Origin of the sequence: Streptomyces scabiei 87.22, assembly GCF_000091305.1 — a bacterium.
GTDB classification, from domain to species: domain Bacteria; phylum Actinomycetota; class Actinomycetes; order Streptomycetales; family Streptomycetaceae; genus Streptomyces; species Streptomyces scabiei.
This window is the reverse complement of sequence record NC_013929.1, coordinates 7,195,891-7,216,219: the sequence shown is the minus strand read 5'-3', so window position 1 is coordinate 7,216,219 and position 20,329 is coordinate 7,195,891. Positions and strand designations below refer to the sequence as shown.

General features: G+C 72.4%; 20 protein-coding genes. 9 read left to right on the top strand and 11 right to left on the bottom strand.

The features are described 5' to 3' along the window. Positions 1-135: 135 nt before the first annotated feature. Positions 136-1,305: a steroid 3-ketoacyl-CoA thiolase gene (locus SCAB_RS31200; protein ID WP_013004091.1), complete on the bottom strand. Its 1,170-nt coding sequence runs from the start codon at positions 1,303-1,305 to the stop codon at positions 136-138. Positions 1,306-1,530: 225 nt separating this feature from the next. Between SCAB_RS31200 and SCAB_RS31195 the strand changes: the two genes are divergently transcribed. Beyond that, on the top strand, positions 1,531-2,766 hold the full coding sequence (locus SCAB_RS31195) for a cytochrome P450 (RefSeq protein ID WP_013004090.1): 1,236 nt from the start codon (positions 1,531-1,533) through the stop codon (positions 2,764-2,766). A gap of 80 nt (positions 2,767-2,846) precedes the next feature. Here SCAB_RS31195 and SCAB_RS31190 read toward each other — a convergent pair whose 3' ends face one another. Continuing rightward, positions 2,847-4,904 (bottom strand): bifunctional glycosyltransferase 87/phosphatase PAP2 family protein, encoded by a 2,058-nt coding sequence (locus SCAB_RS31190; RefSeq protein ID WP_013004089.1) that lies wholly within the window; start codon positions 4,902-4,904, stop codon positions 2,847-2,849. A gap of 261 nt (positions 4,905-5,165) precedes the next feature. Between SCAB_RS31190 and SCAB_RS31185 the strand changes: the two genes are divergently transcribed. Next, on the top strand, positions 5,166-6,440 hold the full coding sequence (locus tag SCAB_RS31185; protein ID WP_041669876.1) for a DUF2330 domain-containing protein: 1,275 nt from the start codon (positions 5,166-5,168) through the stop codon (positions 6,438-6,440). Positions 6,441-6,552: 112 nt separating this feature from the next. Further along, the gene (locus tag SCAB_RS31180; protein WP_013004087.1) at positions 6,553-7,224 is read left to right on the top strand and encodes an O-methyltransferase; all 672 of its coding nucleotides are present in this window, start codon (positions 6,553-6,555) and stop codon (positions 7,222-7,224) included. A 20-nt stretch (positions 7,225-7,244) separates the two neighbouring features. Here the strand turns inward: SCAB_RS31180 and SCAB_RS31175 are convergent, their stop codons facing one another. After that, entirely contained in the window at positions 7,245-7,640 is a 396-nt protein-coding gene (locus SCAB_RS31175; protein WP_013004086.1) for an FHA domain-containing protein, read from the bottom strand. A gap of 118 nt (positions 7,641-7,758) precedes the next feature. Between SCAB_RS31175 and SCAB_RS31170 the strand changes: the two genes are divergently transcribed. Beyond that, positions 7,759-8,181 (top strand): DnaJ family domain-containing protein, encoded by a 423-nt coding sequence (locus tag SCAB_RS31170; protein WP_041669875.1) that lies wholly within the window; start codon positions 7,759-7,761, stop codon positions 8,179-8,181. Between the two features lie 131 nt (positions 8,182-8,312). Here SCAB_RS31170 and SCAB_RS31165 read toward each other — a convergent pair whose 3' ends face one another. Together SCAB_RS31165 and SCAB_RS31160 are read right to left on the bottom strand one after the other, a co-directional pair. Next, a complete protein-coding gene (locus SCAB_RS31165; RefSeq protein WP_013004084.1) occupies positions 8,313-8,933 on the bottom strand; it encodes a hypothetical protein in 621 nt (206 codons plus the stop codon). A gap of 5 nt (positions 8,934-8,938) precedes the next feature. Continuing rightward, a complete protein-coding gene (locus tag SCAB_RS31160; protein ID WP_013004083.1) occupies positions 8,939-9,682 on the bottom strand; it encodes a hypothetical protein in 744 nt (247 codons plus the stop codon). A gap of 158 nt (positions 9,683-9,840) precedes the next feature. Here SCAB_RS31160 and SCAB_RS31155 point away from each other — a divergent pair, with 158 nt between their 5' ends. Then, a complete protein-coding gene (locus SCAB_RS31155; protein ID WP_049875794.1) occupies positions 9,841-10,401 on the top strand; it encodes a GNAT family N-acetyltransferase in 561 nt (186 codons plus the stop codon). A 5-nt stretch (positions 10,402-10,406) separates the two neighbouring features. Here the strand turns inward: SCAB_RS31155 and SCAB_RS31150 are convergent, their stop codons facing one another. Beyond that, positions 10,407-12,653 (bottom strand): MDR family MFS transporter, encoded by a 2,247-nt coding sequence (locus SCAB_RS31150; protein ID WP_037725275.1) that lies wholly within the window; start codon positions 12,651-12,653, stop codon positions 10,407-10,409. A gap of 209 nt (positions 12,654-12,862) precedes the next feature. Between SCAB_RS31150 and SCAB_RS31145 the strand changes: the two genes are divergently transcribed. Both SCAB_RS31145 and SCAB_RS31140 read left to right on the top strand, forming a co-directional pair. Next, complete coding sequence (locus tag SCAB_RS31145; RefSeq protein WP_013004080.1) at positions 12,863-14,002, top strand: peptidoglycan-binding domain-containing protein; 1,140 nt, start codon at positions 12,863-12,865, stop codon at positions 14,000-14,002. Between the two features lie 21 nt (positions 14,003-14,023). Continuing rightward, the gene (locus tag SCAB_RS31140; protein ID WP_037725362.1) at positions 14,024-14,347 is read left to right on the top strand and encodes an antibiotic biosynthesis monooxygenase family protein; all 324 of its coding nucleotides are present in this window, start codon (positions 14,024-14,026) and stop codon (positions 14,345-14,347) included. A gap of 309 nt (positions 14,348-14,656) precedes the next feature. On the opposite strand, the gene SCAB_RS31135 is transcribed toward SCAB_RS31140, so the two are convergent. Continuing rightward, a complete protein-coding gene (locus SCAB_RS31135) occupies positions 14,657-15,025 on the bottom strand; it encodes a winged helix-turn-helix transcriptional regulator (RefSeq protein ID WP_013004078.1) in 369 nt (122 codons plus the stop codon). Positions 15,026-15,103: 78 nt separating this feature from the next. Between SCAB_RS31135 and SCAB_RS31130 the strand changes: the two genes are divergently transcribed. Further along, on the top strand, positions 15,104-16,039 hold the full coding sequence (locus tag SCAB_RS31130; protein WP_013004077.1) for an NAD(P)-dependent oxidoreductase: 936 nt from the start codon (positions 15,104-15,106) through the stop codon (positions 16,037-16,039). A gap of 174 nt (positions 16,040-16,213) precedes the next feature. Here SCAB_RS31130 and SCAB_RS31125 read toward each other — a convergent pair whose 3' ends face one another. From SCAB_RS31125 to SCAB_RS31110, 3 genes are all read right to left on the bottom strand, one after another. Beyond that, a complete protein-coding gene (locus SCAB_RS31125) occupies positions 16,214-16,882 on the bottom strand; it encodes an HAD-IA family hydrolase (protein ID WP_037725271.1) in 669 nt (222 codons plus the stop codon). A gap of 167 nt (positions 16,883-17,049) precedes the next feature. Further along, positions 17,050-17,634, bottom strand: a complete 585-nt coding sequence (locus tag SCAB_RS31115) for a TMEM165/GDT1 family protein (RefSeq protein ID WP_013004075.1) — start codon at positions 17,632-17,634, stop codon at positions 17,050-17,052. A gap of 739 nt (positions 17,635-18,373) precedes the next feature. Continuing rightward, positions 18,374-18,859 (bottom strand): hypothetical protein, encoded by a 486-nt coding sequence (locus SCAB_RS31110; RefSeq protein ID WP_148274239.1) that lies wholly within the window; start codon positions 18,857-18,859, stop codon positions 18,374-18,376. Between the two features lie 192 nt (positions 18,860-19,051). Between SCAB_RS31110 and SCAB_RS31105 the strand changes: the two genes are divergently transcribed. Next, positions 19,052-20,095: a helix-turn-helix domain-containing protein gene (locus SCAB_RS31105; RefSeq protein ID WP_041669870.1), complete on the top strand. Its 1,044-nt coding sequence runs from the start codon at positions 19,052-19,054 to the stop codon at positions 20,093-20,095. Here the strand turns inward: SCAB_RS31105 and SCAB_RS31100 are convergent. Next, a complete protein-coding gene (locus tag SCAB_RS31100; RefSeq protein WP_013004072.1) occupies positions 20,092-20,328 on the bottom strand; it encodes a hypothetical protein in 237 nt (78 codons plus the stop codon). The two genes, SCAB_RS31105 and SCAB_RS31100, sit on opposite strands and share 4 nt — an antisense overlap. Position 20,329: the final 1 nt, after the last annotated feature.

Sequence of the window (20,329 nt, the reverse complement as noted above, 5' to 3'; positions counted from 1 at the left end):
GGGGGAAAGGGCGGCGCGACCGGCCGCCACGGGGGAACGAGGCGGCACGGGGGACGTGGCCGCACGGGGGAAGGCCCTGCCGGCCGCGGTACGGCCGGCAGGGGCACCTCCGCCGCCTGCACCGGCGGACCCCGCTCACAACCGCTGGATGATCGTCCCCGTCGCCAGCCCGCCGCCCGCGCACATCGTCACCAGCGCGAACTCCTTGTCCGTCCGCTCCAGTTCGTGCAGGGCGGTCGTGATGAGCCGGGCGCCCGTCGCTCCCACCGGGTGGCCGAGGGCGATGGCGCCGCCGTTGACGTTCACCTTCGCCAGGTCCTGGTCGAAGACCTGCGCCCAGCTCAGCACCACCGACGCGAAGGCCTCGTTGATCTCGACGAGGTCGATGTCCTTGAGCGACATCCCCGCCTTCCCCAGCACCGCCCTGGTCGCGTCGATCGGCCCGTCGAGGTGGAAGTGGGGGTCGGAGCCGACCAGCGCCTGGGCGACGATCCGCGCCCGGGGCCGCAGCTTCAGCGCCCGGGCCATCCGCTTCGAGGCCCACATGATCGCCGCCGCGCCGTCGCTGATCTGCGAGGAGTTGCCCGCCGTGTGGACGGCCGTCGGCATGATCGGTTTCAGCCGGGCCAGCGCCTCCCCGGAGGTGTCCCGCAGACCTTCGTCGTGGTCGACCAGCCGCCACATGCCCTGCCCGGCCCCCTGTTCCGCCTCGGTCGTCGGCACCTGGACGGCGAAGGTCTCCTTCTTGAACCGCTCCTCGGCCCACGCGGCGGCGGCCCGCTCCTGGGAGAGCAGCCCGAGCGCGTCCACGTCCTCCCGGGTGAGCCCCCGGTGCCGGGCGATCCGCTCCGCCGCCTCGAACTGGTTGGGCAGATCGACGTTCCACTCCTCCGGGAACGGCTTGCCGGGCCCGTGCTTGGACCCCGATCCGAGCGGCACCCGGGACATGGCCTCGACACCGCAGCTGATCCCGACGTCGATGACGCCCGCCGCGACCATGTTGGCCACCATGTGCGAGGCCTGCTGCGAGGACCCGCACTGGCAGTCGACCGTGGTCGCGGCCGTCTCGTACGGCAGGCCCATGGTCAGCCAGGCCGTGCGCGCGGGGTTCATGGACTGCTCGCCGGCGTGGGTCACGGTGCCGCCGACGATCTGCTCGACGCAGTCGGCGGGGATGCCGGTCCGGCCGAGGAGTTCACGGTAGGTCTCGCCCAGCAGGTAGGCGGGGTGCAGGTTGGCGAGCGCGCCACCGCGCCTGCCGATGGGAGTGCGTACGGCTTCGACGATCACGGGTTCCGCGGCCATGGGGATTCCTCTCAACGGGTTACCCGCGCGGCGCGGGGCGTCCCGGCCCGGCCCGCCACGCAGAACTAGTACGCGTTCTAGTTCTCTTCAGCAGTCTGCTGAGCGCGGCTCCGCCACCGCAAGGGGCGTGCGGCAACTGAAAAGCCCGTACCCCTTGCTTGTTGTAGAACCCGTTACTACGGTCACCGCAATTCTCTATATCTGATGCTCCGTCAGGAGTCGCCGATGCCCTGTCCAGCGCTGCCCGACGGGTTCGACCTCACCGACCCCGACCTGCTGCACCACCGTGTCCCCCTCCCGGAGTTCGCCGAACTGCGCCGCGCGGAACCGGTCCACTGGATTCCGCAGGCACCCGGCATCGCGGGCTTCGCGGACGAGGGCTACTGGGCCGTCACCCGGCACGCGGACGTCAAGTACGTCTCCACGCACCCGGAGTTGTTCTCCTCGACGGTCAACACCGCGATCATCCGCTTCAACGAGCACATCGAGCGCGACGCGATCGACGCCCAGCGGCTGATCCTGCTGAACATGGACCCGCCGGAGCACACCCGGGTCCGCCAGATCGTGCAGCGCGTCTTCACCCCGCGGGCGATCCGCGCACTGGAGGACAACCTGCGCCACCGCGCCCTGAACATCGCCCGGGAGGCCGGCGCCCACGCGGGTCCCTTCGACTTCGTCACCGAGGTCGCCTGCGAACTTCCCCTCCAGGCCATAGCCGAGCTGATCGGCATCCCCCAGGAGGACCGCATCCGGATCTTCGAGTGGTCGAACCGGATGATCTCCTACGACGACCCGGAGTACGCCATCACCGAGGAGGTCGGCCAGCAGTCGGCGATGGAACTCATCGCCTACGCCATGAACATGGCCGCCGACCGCAAACAGTGCCCGGCGAAGGACATCGTCACCACCCTGGTGGCCGCCGAGGACGAGGGGAACCTCACCTCCGACGAGTTCGGCTTCTTCGTGCTGATGCTGGCGGTCGCCGGCAACGAGACGACCCGCAACGCCATCACGCACGGCATGCACGCCTTCCTCACCCACCCCGACCAGTGGGACCTCTACAAGCGCGAACGCCCGGCGACGGCGGCCGAGGAGATCGTCCGCTGGGCCGCGCCGGTCAACGCCTTCCAGCGCACCGCCACCCAGGACCTCGAACTCGGCGGCAAGCGGATCAGCAAGGGGGACCGCGTCGGCATCTTCTACGCCTCCGCCAACCACGACCCGGACGTCTTCACCGACCCCGACACCTTCGACATCACCCGTGACCCCAACCCCCACCTCGGCTTCGGCGGCGGAGGCCCGCACTTCTGTCTCGGCAAGTCCCTGGCCGTCCTGGAGATCGACCTGATCTTCAACGCGATCGCCGACGCGATGCCCGGCCTCCGGCTGGCCGGCGAACCGAGCCGGCTGCGCTCGGCATGGATCAACGGGGTCAAGCACCTCCAGGTGACCACGGCCTGAGAGCCCCACCCCGCAGTGCTCGGGCCGACGGCCTCCCGGCGCCGTCGGCCCGTCCCGATGGAGGCAGGGGCGCAGCCCCCCTACGCCCCGCCCCTGCCTCCGTCGTTCTGCCGGGAGACCGGTGACAGGCCCGGCGCCGGGCCGCGGTCCACGCGCGGGTGCTCACCCGGTTCCCCGGGCTGCGGCCGGGACACCGTGGTCCTCGGTCCCGTCAGGAGGTAGGTGAGGCCGAAGCCCGCGCCGACCACCGCCGCGCCGCCGGCCGCGTCGAGGACCCAGTGGTTGCCGGTCGCCACGATCGCCAGGACCGTGAAGAAGGGATGCAGCAGCCCCAGCACCTTCATCCACACCCTCGGCGCGACGATCGCGATGGTCAGCCCGCACCACAGTGACCAGCCGAAATGCAGGGACGGCATCGCGGCGTACTGGTTGGCCACCTCCGTCAGCCTGCCGTAGTCCGGGCGGGAGAAGTCCTGAACGCCGTGGATGGTGTCGATGATGCCCAGGCCGGGCATCAGCCGCGGCGGCGCCAGCGGATAGAAGAAGAACCCGACAAGCGCCAGCACCGTGGTGAAACCGATCGCGGTGCGGGCCCAGCGGTAGTCCGCCGGACGGCGCCAGTACAGGACGCCGAGGACCGTCAGCGGGACCACGAAATGGAACGAGGTGTAGTAGAAGTCGAAGAAGCCCCGCAGCCAGCCGATCCGGACGACCGTGTGGTTGAACCAGTGCTCCACGTCCAGGAACAGCACCCTCTCGACGGCGAGGATCTGCCCGGCGTGCTCCTCGGCGGCGGCCCGGCTGCCGGTCGCCTCCAGCCGCGTGCGCTGGTAGGCCGCATACGTGACCCGGATCAGCAGCAGCTCCAGCAGCAGGTTCGGCCGGGTGGCCACCCGCCGCAGCAGCGGGGCCCAGCGAAGACGCGTCTGCGGCCTGGGGGCGTACCGGGTGGGAATCGGGGTGCGGTAGTGCTGCGAGGTGCGGGAGAGGAACGGCACGAGGAGTGCGGCGGCGAGTGCGGCCAGCAGGACGACGTTGTCCCGCAGGGGCTGCAGGACGGCCGCGTTCGGGACCATCATCTTCGCGGGCAGTGTCATCACCAGGACCACCGCGACGGGCCAGGCGTAGCGTGAGGACTGCTTCGTGCCGACCCGGCCGACCACGGTGAGCAGCACCCACAGCAGCTGGTGCTGCCAGGACGTCGGCGAGACCGCCACCACCACGCAGCCGGTGATCGCGACGGCGAGCAGCAACTGCCCGTCGCGGGCGTGGTGGACGGCCCGCCGCATGCCGACGACCGCCACGGCAGCGGCCAGCGCGAGGAAGAGGGCGATCTCCGCCGGGCCGGTGAGGCCGAAGCGGAGCAGGGCGCCGTGCAGGGACTGGTTGGCGAGGTCGTCGGCCCTGCCGCCGAGGCCGACACCGGCCAGATGGTGCACCCAGTAGGTGTACGAGTCGTGCGGCAGCGCCACCCAGGCCGGCGCCGTGGCGGCGGCGAACGTGATCCCGGTGCTCGCGGCGGCCCGCCGGCGGTCGGTGAACCACAACAGCACCACGAACAGCAGCACCGTCGGCTGGAACGCCGCGGCCAGCCCCACACAGACACCGCCCGCGCGCTCGCCCCGCACCAGGAAACAGCCCACCAGGACCAGCAGAACGGGCAGGACACTGGTCTGGCCCAGATACAGCGTGTTGCGCACCGGCAACGACAGCATCAACAAGGTGATCGCCACAGGAGCCGCCAGCAGAGCGGTGCGACGGGTGGCGGGCCCGGGCAGGGCACGGGCCGCGACCAGACCGAGCGCGACCACCAGCAACAGCGTGCCGAAGGTCCAGCCCCAACCCAGAGCCTCTTCAGCCGTTCGAGTGAGGGGCTTGAGGACGAGTCCGGCTAACGGGGTGCCGGTGAACCGGGTCGAGTCGTACAGCGAGCCCGTCACGTGCAGGACCCCGCCGGGCCCGACCCAGGTCTCCAGATCCGTGAGCCGCTCACCCTTGGGTGTGCCCAGCGCGACGGCGACCTGCCGCACCGCCAGGACCGCGGCGACCAGCCACAGCACGGCTCGTACCGCCCCCAACCGGCCCACCGCCGCACCCGTGCCGACGGCACCGCCCGGTCTGCTCCGCTCCGTCGCCACGCGCTGTCGTCCCTCCGAGCCGCCCACGTCCCACCGAGAAGGCTCGCACTGCCCCCCTCGCAGGACACGGGTAACCCCCGCTTCACCCGGGAGTCACCTCTGTTTTGTCCGGGATGACCATAGTGCGCGCGAGGTTGCCCGCCCTCGCAGGGCACGACGTCGATCACGGATGCGCGTCACGTGCGGGATCGTGACAGGCCACTGACAATCGCCTGACAGCATGGCCGCAGGCACGGACGCACGACGGGGGGAGCACGGGGGATGAACGGTTGCCTACAGGGGCGCGGACGGCTTCTGGTCGTGGTGCTCGCGCTGCTGGGCTTCCAGCTGGCCTCGCTCGTGGCACCGGCGTACGCCTGCGGCTGCGGGGCGATGGTGCCGGACGGCCGGCGGAACGTGTACGTGAACCGCGAGACGTCCGTGGTGCGCTGGGACGGTCGCGAGGAGCAGATCGTCATGAGTCTGACGGTCTCGGGCGACGCCCGCACGGCCGCCTGGATCATGCCGGTGCCGCACCGCGCGACGGTGCGGCTCGGGGACGCGGCCGTCTTCGAGCGGCTCGCGGCGGAGACCGCACCCGTGTACGAGCGGCGGGAGTACTTCTGGCCACGCTCGCGGGACTGGCCGTTCGACCTGTTCGAGAGCGACGGTGCTGCGGGGGACGCCGCGCCCCGCAGTCCGGGGGCTCCGGTGGAGGTCGTCGGCCGCGAACGGCTCGGCCCGTTCGACGTGGCCCGGCTGACCGCCACCGACTCCGGCGCCCTCGGCGACTGGCTCGACGAGAACGGCTTCTCGCTCCCGGACCGCCTGGACACGGCACTGGAGCCGTACGTGCGGCAGGAGTGGGAGTACGTGGCGGTCCGGCTGGCACCGGAGGACACCGCCGCCGGCCGGCCGCTGACCGGCACCCTCGACCCGCTGCATCTGACCTTCGCGGCCGACGCGCCGGTCTACCCGATGCGCCTGTCCCGCCTGGCCACCACCCCGCAGGCCCTCGACCTGTACGTGCTCGCCGGGCACCGGATGGAGCCCGGATCCTCGATCGGCGGGGACGCGCCGCAGGTGACGTTCGCCGGGCGCCTTACGGGGCGGTCGGGCCCGCTCGCCGGTCTCACCGGGGGCGGTACGGACTTCCTCACCGCCGTCGAGCAGGACTTCCCGCGGCCGGAGCTGATCTCCGGCGACCACACGCTGCGGCGGGCGGCGACCGACGAACCCTATAGAAAGGTCATTCACGTGGACGAGATGTGGACCGTGTGGGGCATACCCGGCTGGCTGGTGACGTTCGGCATCGGCTTCGCCGTGCTGGCGATCAAGGGGGTGGCCGTCGCGATCGTGCTCAGACGCAACGCGAAGCGGCAGCTGCCGCCCGTGCCGCCGCCGGGGGCGTATCCGCCACCGGGCGGGTACGCGCCGCACCCGGGGGCGTACCCGCCGCCGGGCCCGTTCCCGGCCCCGGGCGCGCCGATGCCCCCGGGCGGGCATCCGCAGACCCCCGCGGCCCCGGCCGACCCGAAGTCCGGGCCGATCGGCTGAAACACGCCCCGGGAACCGCTGACAGGGGGCCTGCCCCGCGCCTATTCTTTAGCGCATCTACTTAGCCGTTCTAAGTAACTGCTCCGACGAAAGGCGCGGGAGGCACAGCTTCATGAGCGAGTCGCGGACCTGGGACGACGTCGACACCTACTTCACCACCCACCTCGCCCCGAACGACGAGGTCCTGGAGGCGGCACTGCGCGACAACGAGGCGGCCGGACTGCCGGCCATCGACGTCGCCGCCAACCAGGGCAAGTTCCTGCATCTCCTCGCCCTGATCCAGGGCGCCCGCCGCATCCTGGAGATCGGCACCCTCGGCGGCTACAGCACCATCTGGCTGGCCCGCGCGCTGCCCGCCGACGGCCGGCTGGTCTCCCTGGAGTACAGCGCCCGGCACGCGGAGGTCGCCTGCCGCAACATCGCGCGCGCCGGGCTCGACGGCATCGTCGAGGTACGCGTCGGCCCCGCCCTGGAGTCGCTGCCCAAGCTGACGGACGAGAACCCCGAGCCGTTCGACCTGGTCTTCATCGACGCGGACAAGGCCAACAACCCGCACTACGTGGAGTGGGCCCTGAAGCTCACCCGGGCCGGCAGCGTCATCGTCGTCGACAACGTCGTACGCGGCGGCCGGGTCGCCGACGCCGGCAGCACCGAGCCGGACGTCCGCGGCACCCGGGCCGCCATCGAACTCATCGCCGCGCACCCGAGGCTGAGCGGCACGGCGATCCAGACGGTCGGCACCAAGGGGTACGACGGATTCGCGCTGGCCCGGGTGCTCGACTGACCCGGGCCGGGGCCCCGGCGTCAGGCCTCGTGGTAGAAGCCCACGTTGACACTGCGGGGCCCCGTGCGGTCGTAGATGACGAGTTCGCCGGAGGCGCCGTGCGGGAGCTTCGCGGTGCCGCCGTACGGCAGCGGTGAGGGCTGGTGGCCGAGCAGGGTCAGCCGCACCTCGGAGGAGGGGTCGGCGTGCGAGCCCCGCAACCAGGTGACCTGCCAGCTCCCGTCGGGGGCGCACAGGAACTCCAGATGCACGCGGGAGACGAAGAGCCAGTCGTCCGGTGTCGCGAGCCGGCACACCGCCCGATCGCGGCCCACCCGGAGCACGCCGCCCGGCTCGCTGGGCGCGTCAGCCATCTGCATGCCGGCCGTCGCCCCGGCGTCCGCCTCGGAGACCGAGGCCATGGTGAGTTCGAGCACGTACCGCTCCTAACGGGTCAAACTCCAATTGTCGCTGCGCACGGCACGTTTGGCACGCCGCCGCCGCATGATAAATCGCCGGATCGTCCTGCTGTGCGGGCTCCGGCACAATGGACGCATGACCGAGCGAAAGCCACCCGGTGTCAGCTTCGAGTCCTTCGTCGACAAACAGATCCGTGACGCGGAGGCGCGCGGCGACTTCGCGTCGCTCCCCGGGGCGGGCCGGCCCCTGCGGGACGACGACACGTCCTATGACGAACTCTGGTGGATCAAGCGGAAGATGGCCCGCGAGGGCCTCTCCGTCCTGCCCCCGACCCTGGCCCTGCGCAAGGAGGCGGAGGACGCCCTCGCGACCGCCGCCGAGGCACCGTCCGAACACGCCGTCCGCACGATCATCACCGCGATCAACGCCAAGATCCGCGACATGATGTTCAAACCCCCACCGGGCCCGCCGCTCGGCCTGAAGCCGTACGACGTGGACGAGGTCGTACGGCAGTGGCGGGAGGGACGCGAGGGGCCGGGAGCCACTCCAGAGGCCTGACCCGGCCGGTGCCGGTCACCGAGGGTCCCGGGCCCCGCGCCCACGGGAGGCGTTCCGCCCCCGCCCGCACAGGAGGCCGCGTCCCGGTGCACGAACCGGGGCGCGGCCTCGTCTGTGGATGTCCGCGGCGGTTACAGCCGCAGCAGCCGTTCGGTCAGCTCGCGGTAGTCGCGCAGGGCGAGCCGGAGCTGTTCGGTGTCGGTGGAGCCGCGGTCGCCGGCGGAGGTCTCCCAGGACGTGCGCAGGGTCCGGCGGCGCCGGGTCATCGCGTCGGTGAAGCGGGCCGTGACCTCTTCGAGGACCTGGTCGGCCTCCTCGACGGCGGACCGGGGTTCGTCGACGAACCCGCCGACGGCGTGCTGCAGCCGCGTCGCCAGCTTGTCGTTCTCGTCGTGCGGCAGGAGGGTGGACCCGGTGGAGTGGGAGCCGCCCGGAGCGGTGCCGGTGCCCCGGCCCTCGCCCCTGGCACGGTCCTCGCCGCGGCCGTGGCCGGGCTCGTCGTCCACGCCCATCGTCCTGCCGAGGCGGGTGTCGTCGCCGCCCGTCGTGGTGTCGTGGCCCGCGACGAGCGGGGCCCCGGTGCCGGTACCGGGGGACGAGCCGGTGGCGCCCGCCGCCCGCGTGCCCGGCGTCATCCCGTTCTCCCTGACCCCGTCACGCTCCTTGACGCCGTCACGCCCGGGGACCGCGCCACGGGTCTCGCGCACCCCGCGCTCGCGGATGCCGTCGCTCCTGTTCGTCTCGTCCGTCATACTCCTCAACTCCCCTTCGCGTGGCGCCTGGTGAGCGCCCATGGCAGATGGGACCGGTGGTGGCCGTCGGAGGCGGCGGCGCCGCGTCCGTCGTCGTGCACCGCGCCGTCTCGGCGGGCCGGTTCCTGTCGATCGGCGGTGTCGTGACGGTCCGCACGGTCCGCGCGCGTGTCCCGGCGGCCCGGAGTCACCAGGTCCTCGAACAGGGCGCGGGCCTCGACCATGGCCTCGCGCATCTCCTCGGTGCCGGGTCCGGCGCCGGCCGTGACACCGTCACGGCCCTGTGCGGAGTGCGCCGCGAGGTGCACCCGGCGGTAGCCGTGGACATGGTGGGCGTGGTGGACGGAGAGCGCCTCCACCTGGGTCTCGTAGTGGCCGCCGTCCGGGAAGCCGCGGGCCGCGGCGACCTCGGCCAGCAGCCGGTCCGCCTCGACGACCGCCTCACGGGGCGAGTCGACGAAACGCTCTTGGGCGGCCGCCCAGCGGGACTCGTAGCGCTCGCGCTCCGCGCCCGGCAGCGGCCGCTTCTCCATCGAGCCGTGCCGCTTCACCCGCTCCGCGAGTTCCCGGGCGGCGGCCCGCTCGTCGCCGTCATGGCGGGTCACGGCCCGCTCGTACTCCGGTCCGAAACGCCGCTTCAGGGATCCGCCGCCGCCCGCGCCCGCGCGGGCGCGCAGGGTCAGGACGGCCGCCGCGACGACCACGACCGCCACGATCACGATCAAAGCGATGATCAAGCCTGTGGACATGAATGCCTTCCAGAGTCCTCGGCCCGGGCGTCTCGCCCCGTCGGGCCGTTTCGCATCGGGTTGCCCGAACCCGTTGGTTCAAACGGCAAGCGCGTGGGAGCGGACGACGGCGTAAATCGTTTGCCGACCACCCGCCCCCGCTGCCGACAATGACCGTCATGACCCGTACGCCCCCCACCCCCTCCACGCGTCCCGGCAGTCCCGCGAACCGCACGGCCGCCGGCTGGTCCGTGGACGAGGAGCCCCACGACTCTCCCGTCGCCGCCGCGCTCTGGCGGGCCTACTACACCGAGGTCAGCGACCGGTGGTACCTGCTGCACGAGGGGCGCCCCACCGACCCGGACGAGCTGGAGCGGGAGGTCGCGGCGGACACCGGGGCGTACCTGGCGCCGCCGGACGGCGTCCTGCTGGTGGCGCGGTACGGGGGCGAGCCCGTGGGGACGGCGGGGGTGCGGCTGACGGACGCCGCGACGGCCGAGCTGAAGCGGGTGTTCCTGCTGCCGGAGGCCCGGGGCAGGGGCGGCGCCGGCCTGCTGGTGACGGCGGCCGAGGACGCGGCCCGCGCGCTGGGCGCCGGGCGGATCGTCCTCGACACCCGCGGCGACCTGGTCGAGGCCCGCGCGCTGTACGCCCGGCTGGGGTACGAGGAGAGCGCCCCGCACAACGACCACGCGTACGCGGAGCACTGGTTCGCCAAGAGACTTTCGCCAAGAGACTGACGGGCCTATGACGAGACCGATGTGGACGAGGGAGCCTCCGGGGGCGGGGGTGGTGTGGGCGGCGTACCGGCGGTCGTCGCGCCCGGCCGCCGTCGCGTGATCGCCCCGTCGTCGTGCGGGCGCTCCGCGTCCGAGCCGCACAGTTCGGAGTTGAGCTCCCCGACGAGACGGATGAGGTCGGTGGGGCGGTCGGGCCCCCACCAGTCGCCGAGGAGTTCCGCGAGGGAGTCCTCGCGGGCCGTGGCGAGCCGGTCGGCGGCCTCGTGGCCGGCGTCGGTGAGGACGAGGTCGATGCCGTCGCGCCGGGCGAGACCGCTCTCCTCGGCCTGCCGGGTGGCGGCCATGATCACGTCGAGCGGGACGGTGCTGCGCTCGGCGAGCACGGCCGGTTCCGCCCAGCCGTACCGCCGGATCCGCAGCAGCAGCCAGCTCGTGGCGGGCAGCAGGTCGTAGCCGGCCCGTGCGGTGATCTTCCGGTACACGTCGCGTCGGCCCTCGCGCGACCCGAGCACCGACAGCGCCCGGCACACCTCGTCGTACGACGACCGCTCGACCGGGTTGCTGGCGAGCGTCTCCGTGGCGTCGGGCGCCGTGACGGAGGCCCGCAGCCGGTCCTCGCGCAGGAACCAGGCGAGGACGAAGCCGAGCAGGGCGACCGGGGCCGCGTAGACGAAGACGTCGGTGATGGCGGAGGCGTACGCGTCCAGGACGGAGGGGCGCAGCGAGGCCGGGAGCCGGGCGATCTCGCGCGGGTCCGCCTGCAGCCCGTCCACGCTGACACCGGACGGGAGCGCGGCCCCGTCGAGCGCGCCGGTGAGCTTGTCGCCGAGGTGCCCCGCGAACACCGTGCCGAAGACGGCGACGCCGAACGAGGCGCCGATGGACCGGAAGAAGGTCGCGCCGGAGGTGGCGACGCCGAGATCCTCGTACGGGACGGCGTTCTGCACGACCAGGACCAGAACCTGCATCACGAGTCCGAGCCCCAGCCCGAAGACGAGGAGGTACGCGCTCGTCTCGCCGGTGCCGCTGTCCGCGTCGAGCTGGTGCAGGAGCAGCAGGCCGAGCGTGGTGACGGCGGTCCCGGCGACGGGGAAGACCTTCCAGCGGCCCGTGCGGCTGACGATCTGTCCGGAGAGCGTGGAGGAGAGCAGCAGCCCGAACACCATCGGCAGCATGTGCACACCCGACATGGTCGGTGACACGCCCTTCACGACCTGGAGGAACGTCGGGAGGTAGGTCATGGCGCCGAACATCGCGAAGCCGACGACGAAGCTGATCACGGCGGAGAGGGTGAAGGTGCGGACACGGAACAGCTTGAGCGGAAGGACGGGTTCGGCGGCCCGCCGCTCGACGGCCACGAAGACCACGACCAGCAGGACGGCCAGGACGGACAGGCCGATGATCTGCGCCGAGTCCCAGTCCCAGGTGGTGCCGCCGAGGGAGGCGACCAGGACCAGACAGGTGGCCACGGAGGCGATGAGGAAGGTGCCGAGGTAGTCGATGACATGCCGTTCGGCGCGGCGCGGGATGTGCAGCACGGCGGCGATCACCAGCAACGCCACCGCCCCGACCGGCAGGTTGACGTAGAAGACCCAACGCCAGCTCAGATGCTCGGTGAACAGTCCGCCCAGCAGCGGCCCGAGCACACTGGTCGCGCCGAAGACCGCGCCGAACAGGCCCTGGTAGCGCCCGCGTTCGCGCGGCGGCACCAGATCGCCGACGATCGCCATCGACAGCACCATCAACCCGCCGCCGCCGAGGCCCTGCAGGGCCCGGAACCCGATCAACTGCGGCATGTCCTGCGCCGCGCCGCACAGCGCCGACCCGATGAGAAAAATCACGATCGCCGTCTGGAAGAGCCGCTTGCGGCCGTACTGGTCACCGAGTTTGCCCCACAGCGGTGTCGCCGCCGTCGCCGCCAGCATGTACGCCGTGACCACCCACGAGAGGTGTTCGAGGCCGCCCAGCTCGCTGACGATCGTCGGCAGCGCCGTCGACACGATCGTCTGGTCCAGCGCCGCCAGCAGCATGCCCAGCAGCAGGGCCCCGATCGAGACCATCACCCCGCCGGGCACCCCCTCGGCGACGGGAACGCCCTGGCCACGGGGGCCGGACGGGGATGTGCGCACCTCGCTGCCGTCCGGGCCGCCGGCGCCGTCGGCGGTGCTCGCGGCACCCGCACGTGCGTCGGCGGCGACGTGCGCGGGCTCGTCGCCACCGTCGGCCGGGACGTGGCTGGTGTCGTCGGTCATGCAGACCTCCCGTGGGGCCGAGGGTCTCCTGCCGTGTCCCCGTACGACGCCCTCGGGTTTCCTCTTCCTCCCTGTCCATTCCATCGTGGTCGGTGTGACCGGTTATGGCCTGTCGAGGCGTTCCGGAACCCTTGATTCCCCGCGCTTCCGGGAGATTCGGTGTCGGCCATTTGCTTAAACTCTGGAGACTTCACGGGGAGGAACGACACGTGAGTGAACCGACCAGTCACATATGCCCTGAATGCTCCACCCCCCGGGCCTCGGACGGCACGCCGTCCTGCGCGTGCGGCCGACGCGCCTCCGAGGCCCTGCTCGAAACCCGTACGGCCGAGGCGGCGGCCGCGGAGGACTTCGACCCCCTCCGGATCCGCCCGTACGTGGAACTGGGCGACGCACCCGGGGAACACGACGGATCGCGCGCCGCGGCGGGCCGGGGACCGGCCTCCGACCGGGCCGCCACGATCGCCATGCCGATGACCACGGCGACGACCGGCGCGACAACGGCGACGGGGGCGACGGACGCGACAGGGCCCGACCCGATGGGCGTACGGCCGTTCGGCCGTCGGGGTGGGGGGACGCCCGGCACCGGATTCGGCGCGTGGGGTACGCCGCCTTCACCGGGCCCGGCACCCCTCTCCGCGGACCGCACCTCGCCCGGGACCCCGGCGGGGCGCCCCGGGCGCCGGCGCCGGCGCCGTGCGGGGCTCGTCGTCGTGCTGGCGGGCACCGCCGCCGCGGGGGTGATGGCCGCCGCCGGGTTCGCGAGCGGACTGTTCTCGTACAACGCCCCGGAGCGGGACCGCGCGCTGCCGGACGACCTGCGGGCGAGCGCGCCGGACGCGTCACCGGACGGGGAGGCGTCGCCGGCCGGACCGTCCGGGGAGGGCGGGGGCGGTGGCGGGGCACCCGCTCCGGCGCCGCCGGGCGGTGGCGCGGGCGCGGCGACCGCGAGCCCCTCGCGGAGCCCCTCCCCCTCACCGTCGCCCTCGGAGGCGTCCGGCTCGCCGTCGCCGTCGGTCTCGGCCGAGCCGACGCAGAGCGCCGCACCCGGCGCCGACGCGTCCACGGGCGCGTCGGCCACCGGCTCGGACGGGTCCAAGGACAGCCGCAAGGCCGCCCCCAAGACGCTCCGCCCCGGCGACGACGACCCCGAGGTCACCGAACTCCAGCTGCGACTGAGCCAGTTGGGTATCTACACCGGTGACATCGACGACAACTACGACAGCCAGGTCGAGCAGGCCGTCCTCGTCTACCAGAGCAGTCGCGGCATCACGAAGGACCAGGACGAGCCGGGTGTCTACGGCCTGGTCACCCGGGAACGACTGGAGTCCGAGACGAAGGAGCCGTGACGGGTGATGCAGGATGAGGCCATGAGTATCGTCAAGATCAACGTCCTCACGGTCCCGGCCGAGCAGCGCGAGGTGCTGGAGAAGCGGTTCGCCTCCCGCGCCGGGGTGGTCGAGGGCTCCGACGGCTTCGAGTGGTTCGAGCTGCTGCGTCCCGTCGAGGGCACCGACAACTACCTCGTCTACACCCGCTGGCGCGACGAGGACGCCTTCCAGGCGTGGATGGACGGCCCCATGAAGCAGGCCCACCAGGGCGGTGGCGGCGACCGCCCCCGGCCGGCCGCCTCCGACTCGACCGTCTGGTCGTTCGAGGTCGTCCAGCAGACGGGCCCGAAGACCGGGGCCTGACGCACACCGTCCGGTACCGCGGTACCCCCTTCGCCCCCTCACCCCCGACCCCCGTCCGACGGCTGCGGAATCGCCGCCGGGCGGGGGTTTTCCCGTTCTCGAAGTACCCACCTTTTTGTGGGTACTTGGCGGGCGCCGGCCGTCGAGCGACCCTGGTGGGGAAGGAGCGGCCGAGGGGCCGCGCGGCAGGAACCCGAGGACGGAAGGCGCACCGATGACGGCGATCACAGCCATGCCGGCCATGACGGCGACATGACGACGGCGACATGACGACGGCGACGGCGACGGCGACGGCGACGGCATGAAGGTTCACTGAGCCGGGAGGCGCACCGAATCGTCCTCGACCCCGGTGAGGGTCTCCAGGCGCCGGTGTCCCCAGTCCGACAACGGCCCCAGCGCCTCGGAGAGTTCACGGCCGAACGGGGTCAGGGAGTACACGGTCTTCAGCGGCAGCACGTCGTGCACCTCCCGGTGCACGAGCCCGTCGGCCTCCATCTCCCGGAGTGCCTGGGTCAGCACCTTCTCGCTGAGGCCCGGCAGCGTCCGGCGCAGCTCGCCGGGGCGGTGCGGGCCGGACTCCATCCTCCAGAGCAGCGACGTCTTCCACTTGCCCTCGATCACGGCGATCGCGGCGGTCACCCCGCAGACGTTCGGGTCCCGGGCACGCTCGCGCGACATTCTCGTCCCCCCTCGCCCGTTCCCGGCGCATCGACGACCAGCTTCAACCAGCCTATTTTCCACAGGAGTCACCGAGTCATGCCCGCACACATCGCAGAGCCCGCCCGCAGCGCCACCGGCACGGACACCCCCGTCCCCGCCGTCACCGTACTCGGCCTCGGTCCGATGGGCCGCGCCCTCGCCGGCGCGTTCCTGGACGCCGGCGTGCGGACCACGGTCTGGAACCGTACGCCGGGCCGGGGCGGGGAGGTGGCCGCGCGCGGCGCGGTCGAGGCCGGGTCGGCCGAGGAGGCGGTGGCCGCGAGCGCGCTGACCGTCGTCTGCGTCGTGAACTACGACGCCTCGGACGCGATCCTGCGCGACCCGGGGGTCACCCGGGCCCTCAAGGGCCGCACCGTGGTCAACCTGACCGCCGACACCCCCGACCGGGCGCGCTCCACCGCCGACTGGGCGGCCGGGCACGGCGTCGGCTACCTGGACGGCGCGATCATGACGCCGACGCCGACCATCGGCAGCCCGGAGGGCGTGTTCCTCTACAGCGGACCGGAGGACCTCTACCGAGCGCACCGGCCCGTGCTGGACACGCTGGGCGGCGCCCACACCCACCTGGGCGAGGAGATCGGCCGGGCGGCGACGTACGACATCGCGCTGCTCGACCTCTTCTGGACCTCGATCGCGGGCTACACCCACGCCCTGGCGCTGGCCCGTGCGGAGGGGGTGAGCGCGCGGGAGCTGACCCCGTACGCGCAGGGGATCGCCGCGATCCTGCCCGCGCTGTTCGAGGCGGGTGCGGAGGAGGTCGACAGCGGGCGGCACTCCGGCGAGGGCAATCCGCTCACCTCGGCGGTGTCGACCATGGCCCACGTCGTCCAGGTCTCCGAGTCCCACGGCATCGACGCGAGCGTCATGCGGTCGACCGAGGGCTTCGCCCGCCGGGCGATGGCCCGTGGCCACGGCACGGACGGCTTCACCCGGCTGACGGACGTCCTCGACCGGGCCGGGGACGACCGGTAGCGCCGCCCCTCGCCGCTCCGGCCGTGGGGGTCGCCCCTGGGCCGGGGGGTCGGGGTTTCCCTCGTCGGCCGCCCACGCGCGGCCGCACGGCCCCGGGGGGGGGACCGGTAGCCCCTTGGCCTCCCGGCCCACGGGGATCGCCCCCGGGCCGGGGAGGACCGAGACTCCCCTGCGTCAGCCGCGTACGTGCAGCCGGACCGCCCCGTCCGCCGTCGCCTCGACCCGTACCGCCATGAGGTCGGGGACCACCACGTCCGGGCCGTGGGACCGGGCGCGCTCCCCGATGCCGACGACCCGCATCCCCGCGGCGCGCCCCGCCGCGATGCCGGCCTCGGAGTCCTCGAAGACGACACAGTCTTCGGGGGCGACGCCCAGTTCGGCGGCCCCCTTCAGGAAGCCCTCGGGGTCGGGCTTGCTCGCGCCCACCGACTCGGCGGTGACGCGCAGGTCGGGCAGCGCCAGGCCGGCCGCGGCCATCCGCGCGGTGGACAGCGGGACGTCCGCCGAGGTCACGAGGGCGTGCGGCACGCCGCCGGCGACGAGGGCCGCGAGGAACTCCGGTGCGCCGGGTATCGGGACGACGCCGTCCACGTCGGCGGTCTCCTCGGCCAGCAGCCGCGCGTTGTCCGCGTAGTTCTCCGCCATGGGCCGGTCGGGCAGGAGGACGGCCATGGTGGCGTACCCCTGCCGGCCGTGCACCACCCGCATGATCTCGGAGCCGTCCAGCCCGTGCCGCTCGGCCCAGCGCCGCCAGACGCGTTCGACGGCGGCGTCCGAGTTGACGAGGGTGCCGTCCATGTCCAGCAGGAGGGCGCGGGCGGTCAGAACGGTGGTGGCCGTCATCGGCAGGCTCCAGAGCGCGGGGAGAGCGAAGGTGCGGGGCCGCGGACGGTCGGGCCCGGCGGCCCGCAGGGACAAGGCGGCCCCGCCCACCGGTCAGGGAAATGCGGGCGGGAGCCACTTTGTTCACCCACGGTACAAAACTAAGAGGGCTTGCGCCACTCCCCCGCTCATCCCGACACGGCCTCCCACAGGCTCCACACACCGAGCCCCACCATCAGCACGGCCGCGACCTGCGTGATCAGCCGCAGCGGCACCCGCTTCATCAGCGCCTTGCCCCCCACGATGCCGAGTCCGGCGACGGCCCACAGGGCGAGGACCGCCCCGAGACCGACGGACAGCGGGTCGTCGTACCGGGCCGCGAGGTTCGCCGTCATGATCTGTGTGAGGTCCCCGAACTCGGCGACCAGGATGAGCATGAATCCGGCCCCCGAGACCTTCCAGAAGCTCTGGTCCTCGGGCCGCCGGACCTCGGCGTCGTCGTCCCCGCCCTTCGTCCTGAGCAGCACCACCGCGCCGCCCAGGAACAGCACGCCGGTCAGCGCGTGCACGATCTGCTGCGGCAGCAGGGTGAGGACGCTGCCCGCCGCGACCGCGAGCACGACGTGCACGGCGAACGCCGCGGCGACACCGGCGAAGACGTAGGAGGCGCGGTAGCGGGTGCCGAGGACGAGACCGGCGAGCGCGGTCTTGTCGGGGAGTTCCGCCAGGAAGACGACGCCGAAGACGAGCGCCGTGACACTGATGCTGATCAAGGTTCCTCAGAAGGTCGGGCCACCCCACCGAGACATCATCCGCTCTTGCGACACCTCGGCACGGCAGCACACGGATCGTCCGTGCCGGACGGCACGGACGGTGCACTGCTCTGCCGAAGGTCTCGCTGGCGGGTCCCGCTTCCACGGAACCTGCCTCCGGGCGCCGGCTCAGACGAGCTGAGCAGTATGTCGACGGTCCGGCGAGAATCTCGCGTAGACACATACATGAGCCCTCGGCCTATCCAGCATGCATGCTGCATCCGAATGACCGTTCGCCGCCCCTGCACACGACAGTGCCCCCGATCCGCAGACCGAGGGCACTGCGGCCCATCCCTACCGCCTGGCAGCAGGACAGGGAGGGCCGTCTCACGAGAGGGCAGATACCCCTCTCCAAGCTCTTGCGGTGGTCCGCCGCCGCACGGGGGACGTCGACGGCGGACCACCCGGCCGCCCACCCCCGCCACGCTCAAGCGGGGGCAATCGGAGGGCGGCCTACCTCTGGCGGCCACCGCCAAGCGGCGCCAGAGGAGCCTTGATCACGTCCGGGACTTCCTCGGACGCCACGCGTCGTCTCGGTCACGCGCGGCCTGATACGCCCGCCACAGCTCACCGGCAGACGCACAGCGACTCACGCCCTCGCAGGCAGGGCAAGTCGCGCAGTGCTCCACGTAGTCGCGGTACGCCTGCTGCGAGCGGCTGACCGCCAGATTGAGGGCTCGGCGGAGGAACGCGGGGCCGTTCACGACTCAGGGCTCTCTGCCATCGCCTCACGAGCGGTGGCGATCAGCCGCACCACCCGCGCGGGGTCGCACAGCTGGCCGGCCGACGTCACCGGCACCACCCAGTAGGAGCGCAGAGGGGCCTCCGGGTCGAACCCGGTCCCGTGGCGCGGAACGCCCATGACCGTCCCTGCCCCGAGGATCTCGACACCCAGCTCGCCCCACCGGTCGCCCACGTGCGGCCCGTAGTTCGGCGGCACCAGAGGGGCCACCAGCGCGTAGTACCGCACTCCCGCACGGTCTGCGATGACCGGGCCCCGCAGAGCCGTGGCGATGAACGCATCCGACTCGCTCCGGTCCGATGAGCCGACGACCGCGTACACCAGCCTCGCCGGGATACGGATGGCGCTGTACGCCCTTCCCAGCGGCATGAGCGCGATCCTGTGCTCCTGCCACTGCTTCAGCGCCTTGCCCGAGTCCGGGTCACCGCGAGCGAGCCACGACACGATGGCCGCGGTGTCTGTCGCTGGGCGGCCACTCTGCGACGGCATGAGCGGCATGGGCGGGTTCATGACTGGACGCTGATCTCTCGACATGGCTGTTCTCTCCGACCCGACTCGGCTGTGAGACAGCATCGTCATCCCGGCGCGTCGCCGGTTCGATACACAGCGTGTATCAGCGGGCCGTATCGTCGGCTCATGAGTGGTCGGGAACTCTGGACGGACGCACAGCTGCGCGCCGCTTGGGCGCGCCAGGACTGGGCTGCGATTCTCCGCGAGTACAGACGTGCCGCATGCCTGTCCCAACGACAGCTAGAGCCCCTGGTCGGAATGCCGCAGCCCCACATTTCCGCCATCGAGTCGGGCCGCCGGCGGGTGACTTCCGCTGAACTCATGGCCCGCATCACTGAAGGGCTGCAGGTGCCAGACGAACTGACGGGGATCAACGCGCGACCGGACCTGACGGGCTGGTCGCCCCCCGCCGAACTGCGGGACCGGATTGCACACGCGCACGCCACCGGTCGCACCGACCTGCGCACCGCAGAGTGGATCGGGCGTGTGCTGGTCGAGTACCGGCGCGCCGAGGACGAGGTCGGCGGCCGGGCCCTCTGGACAACCGTGCGCTCCCAGCTGGACTCCATCACCGGCATGCTGCCTGACGCATCCGGCCGTGCCGCCGATCGGCTCCTCCTCCTGGCCGCCGAGCACGCCCACTGGCTGTCCTGGGTGAGCTGGCAGGCGGACAAGCCCGGCCCGGCCCTGTCGTGGCTCGACCTGGCCGGGGGCTGGGCGGTCGACGGCGGACACGCCGACATGTCGTCGTGGGTCAACCGGGTGCGTGCGTACTACTCCCTGCACCGTGGCGATCCCGTCCGGGCTCTGCGGACGGCAGAGGAGGCCCGGGTCACCGCCCAGGCTCTATCGCCGGCAGCCGCATCGGTCGCCGCGCATCAGGCCGCGATGGCGGCCGCCGCTCTGTCCGAGCGCGACACAGCGGCGCGGCTGGCCGACGAGGCGAGGGCCTTCGCGGGCATGGTGCCCAACGTCGAGGACCGGCCCGGCTGGCTGTACTGGCTCACCCCTGTACGAGCCCAGCTGCAGGAGGCTGACACGGCCTACGCGTGCCGCGAGTGGGAGCGTGCCGCAGACGGCTTCCGTGAGGCGCTCCCGCAGCTGGTCGGCTTCCCCCGCGATCACGAGCACTACAGCGCGCGACTCGAAGAGGCTGAGCGACGGTCCTAGGCCAGATCCCAGCTGCGGATGATCGGCTGGTCGCCGGCCTTCAGCGGAACGGCAGCAGCCACAGCCCGCTCCACTTCCTTGACATGCGGGCCGTACTCCATGCCGCCCTCGTGCTCAGGGGCCGGGTCGGACAGTTCGAGGACCAGTTCGCCGCCGTCGAGGTCCGCCGGCTCGTAATCGTCCGGGCCGACTCCGGCGGGCAGAACGCTGTAGCGGACGCGGTACTGGGCCATG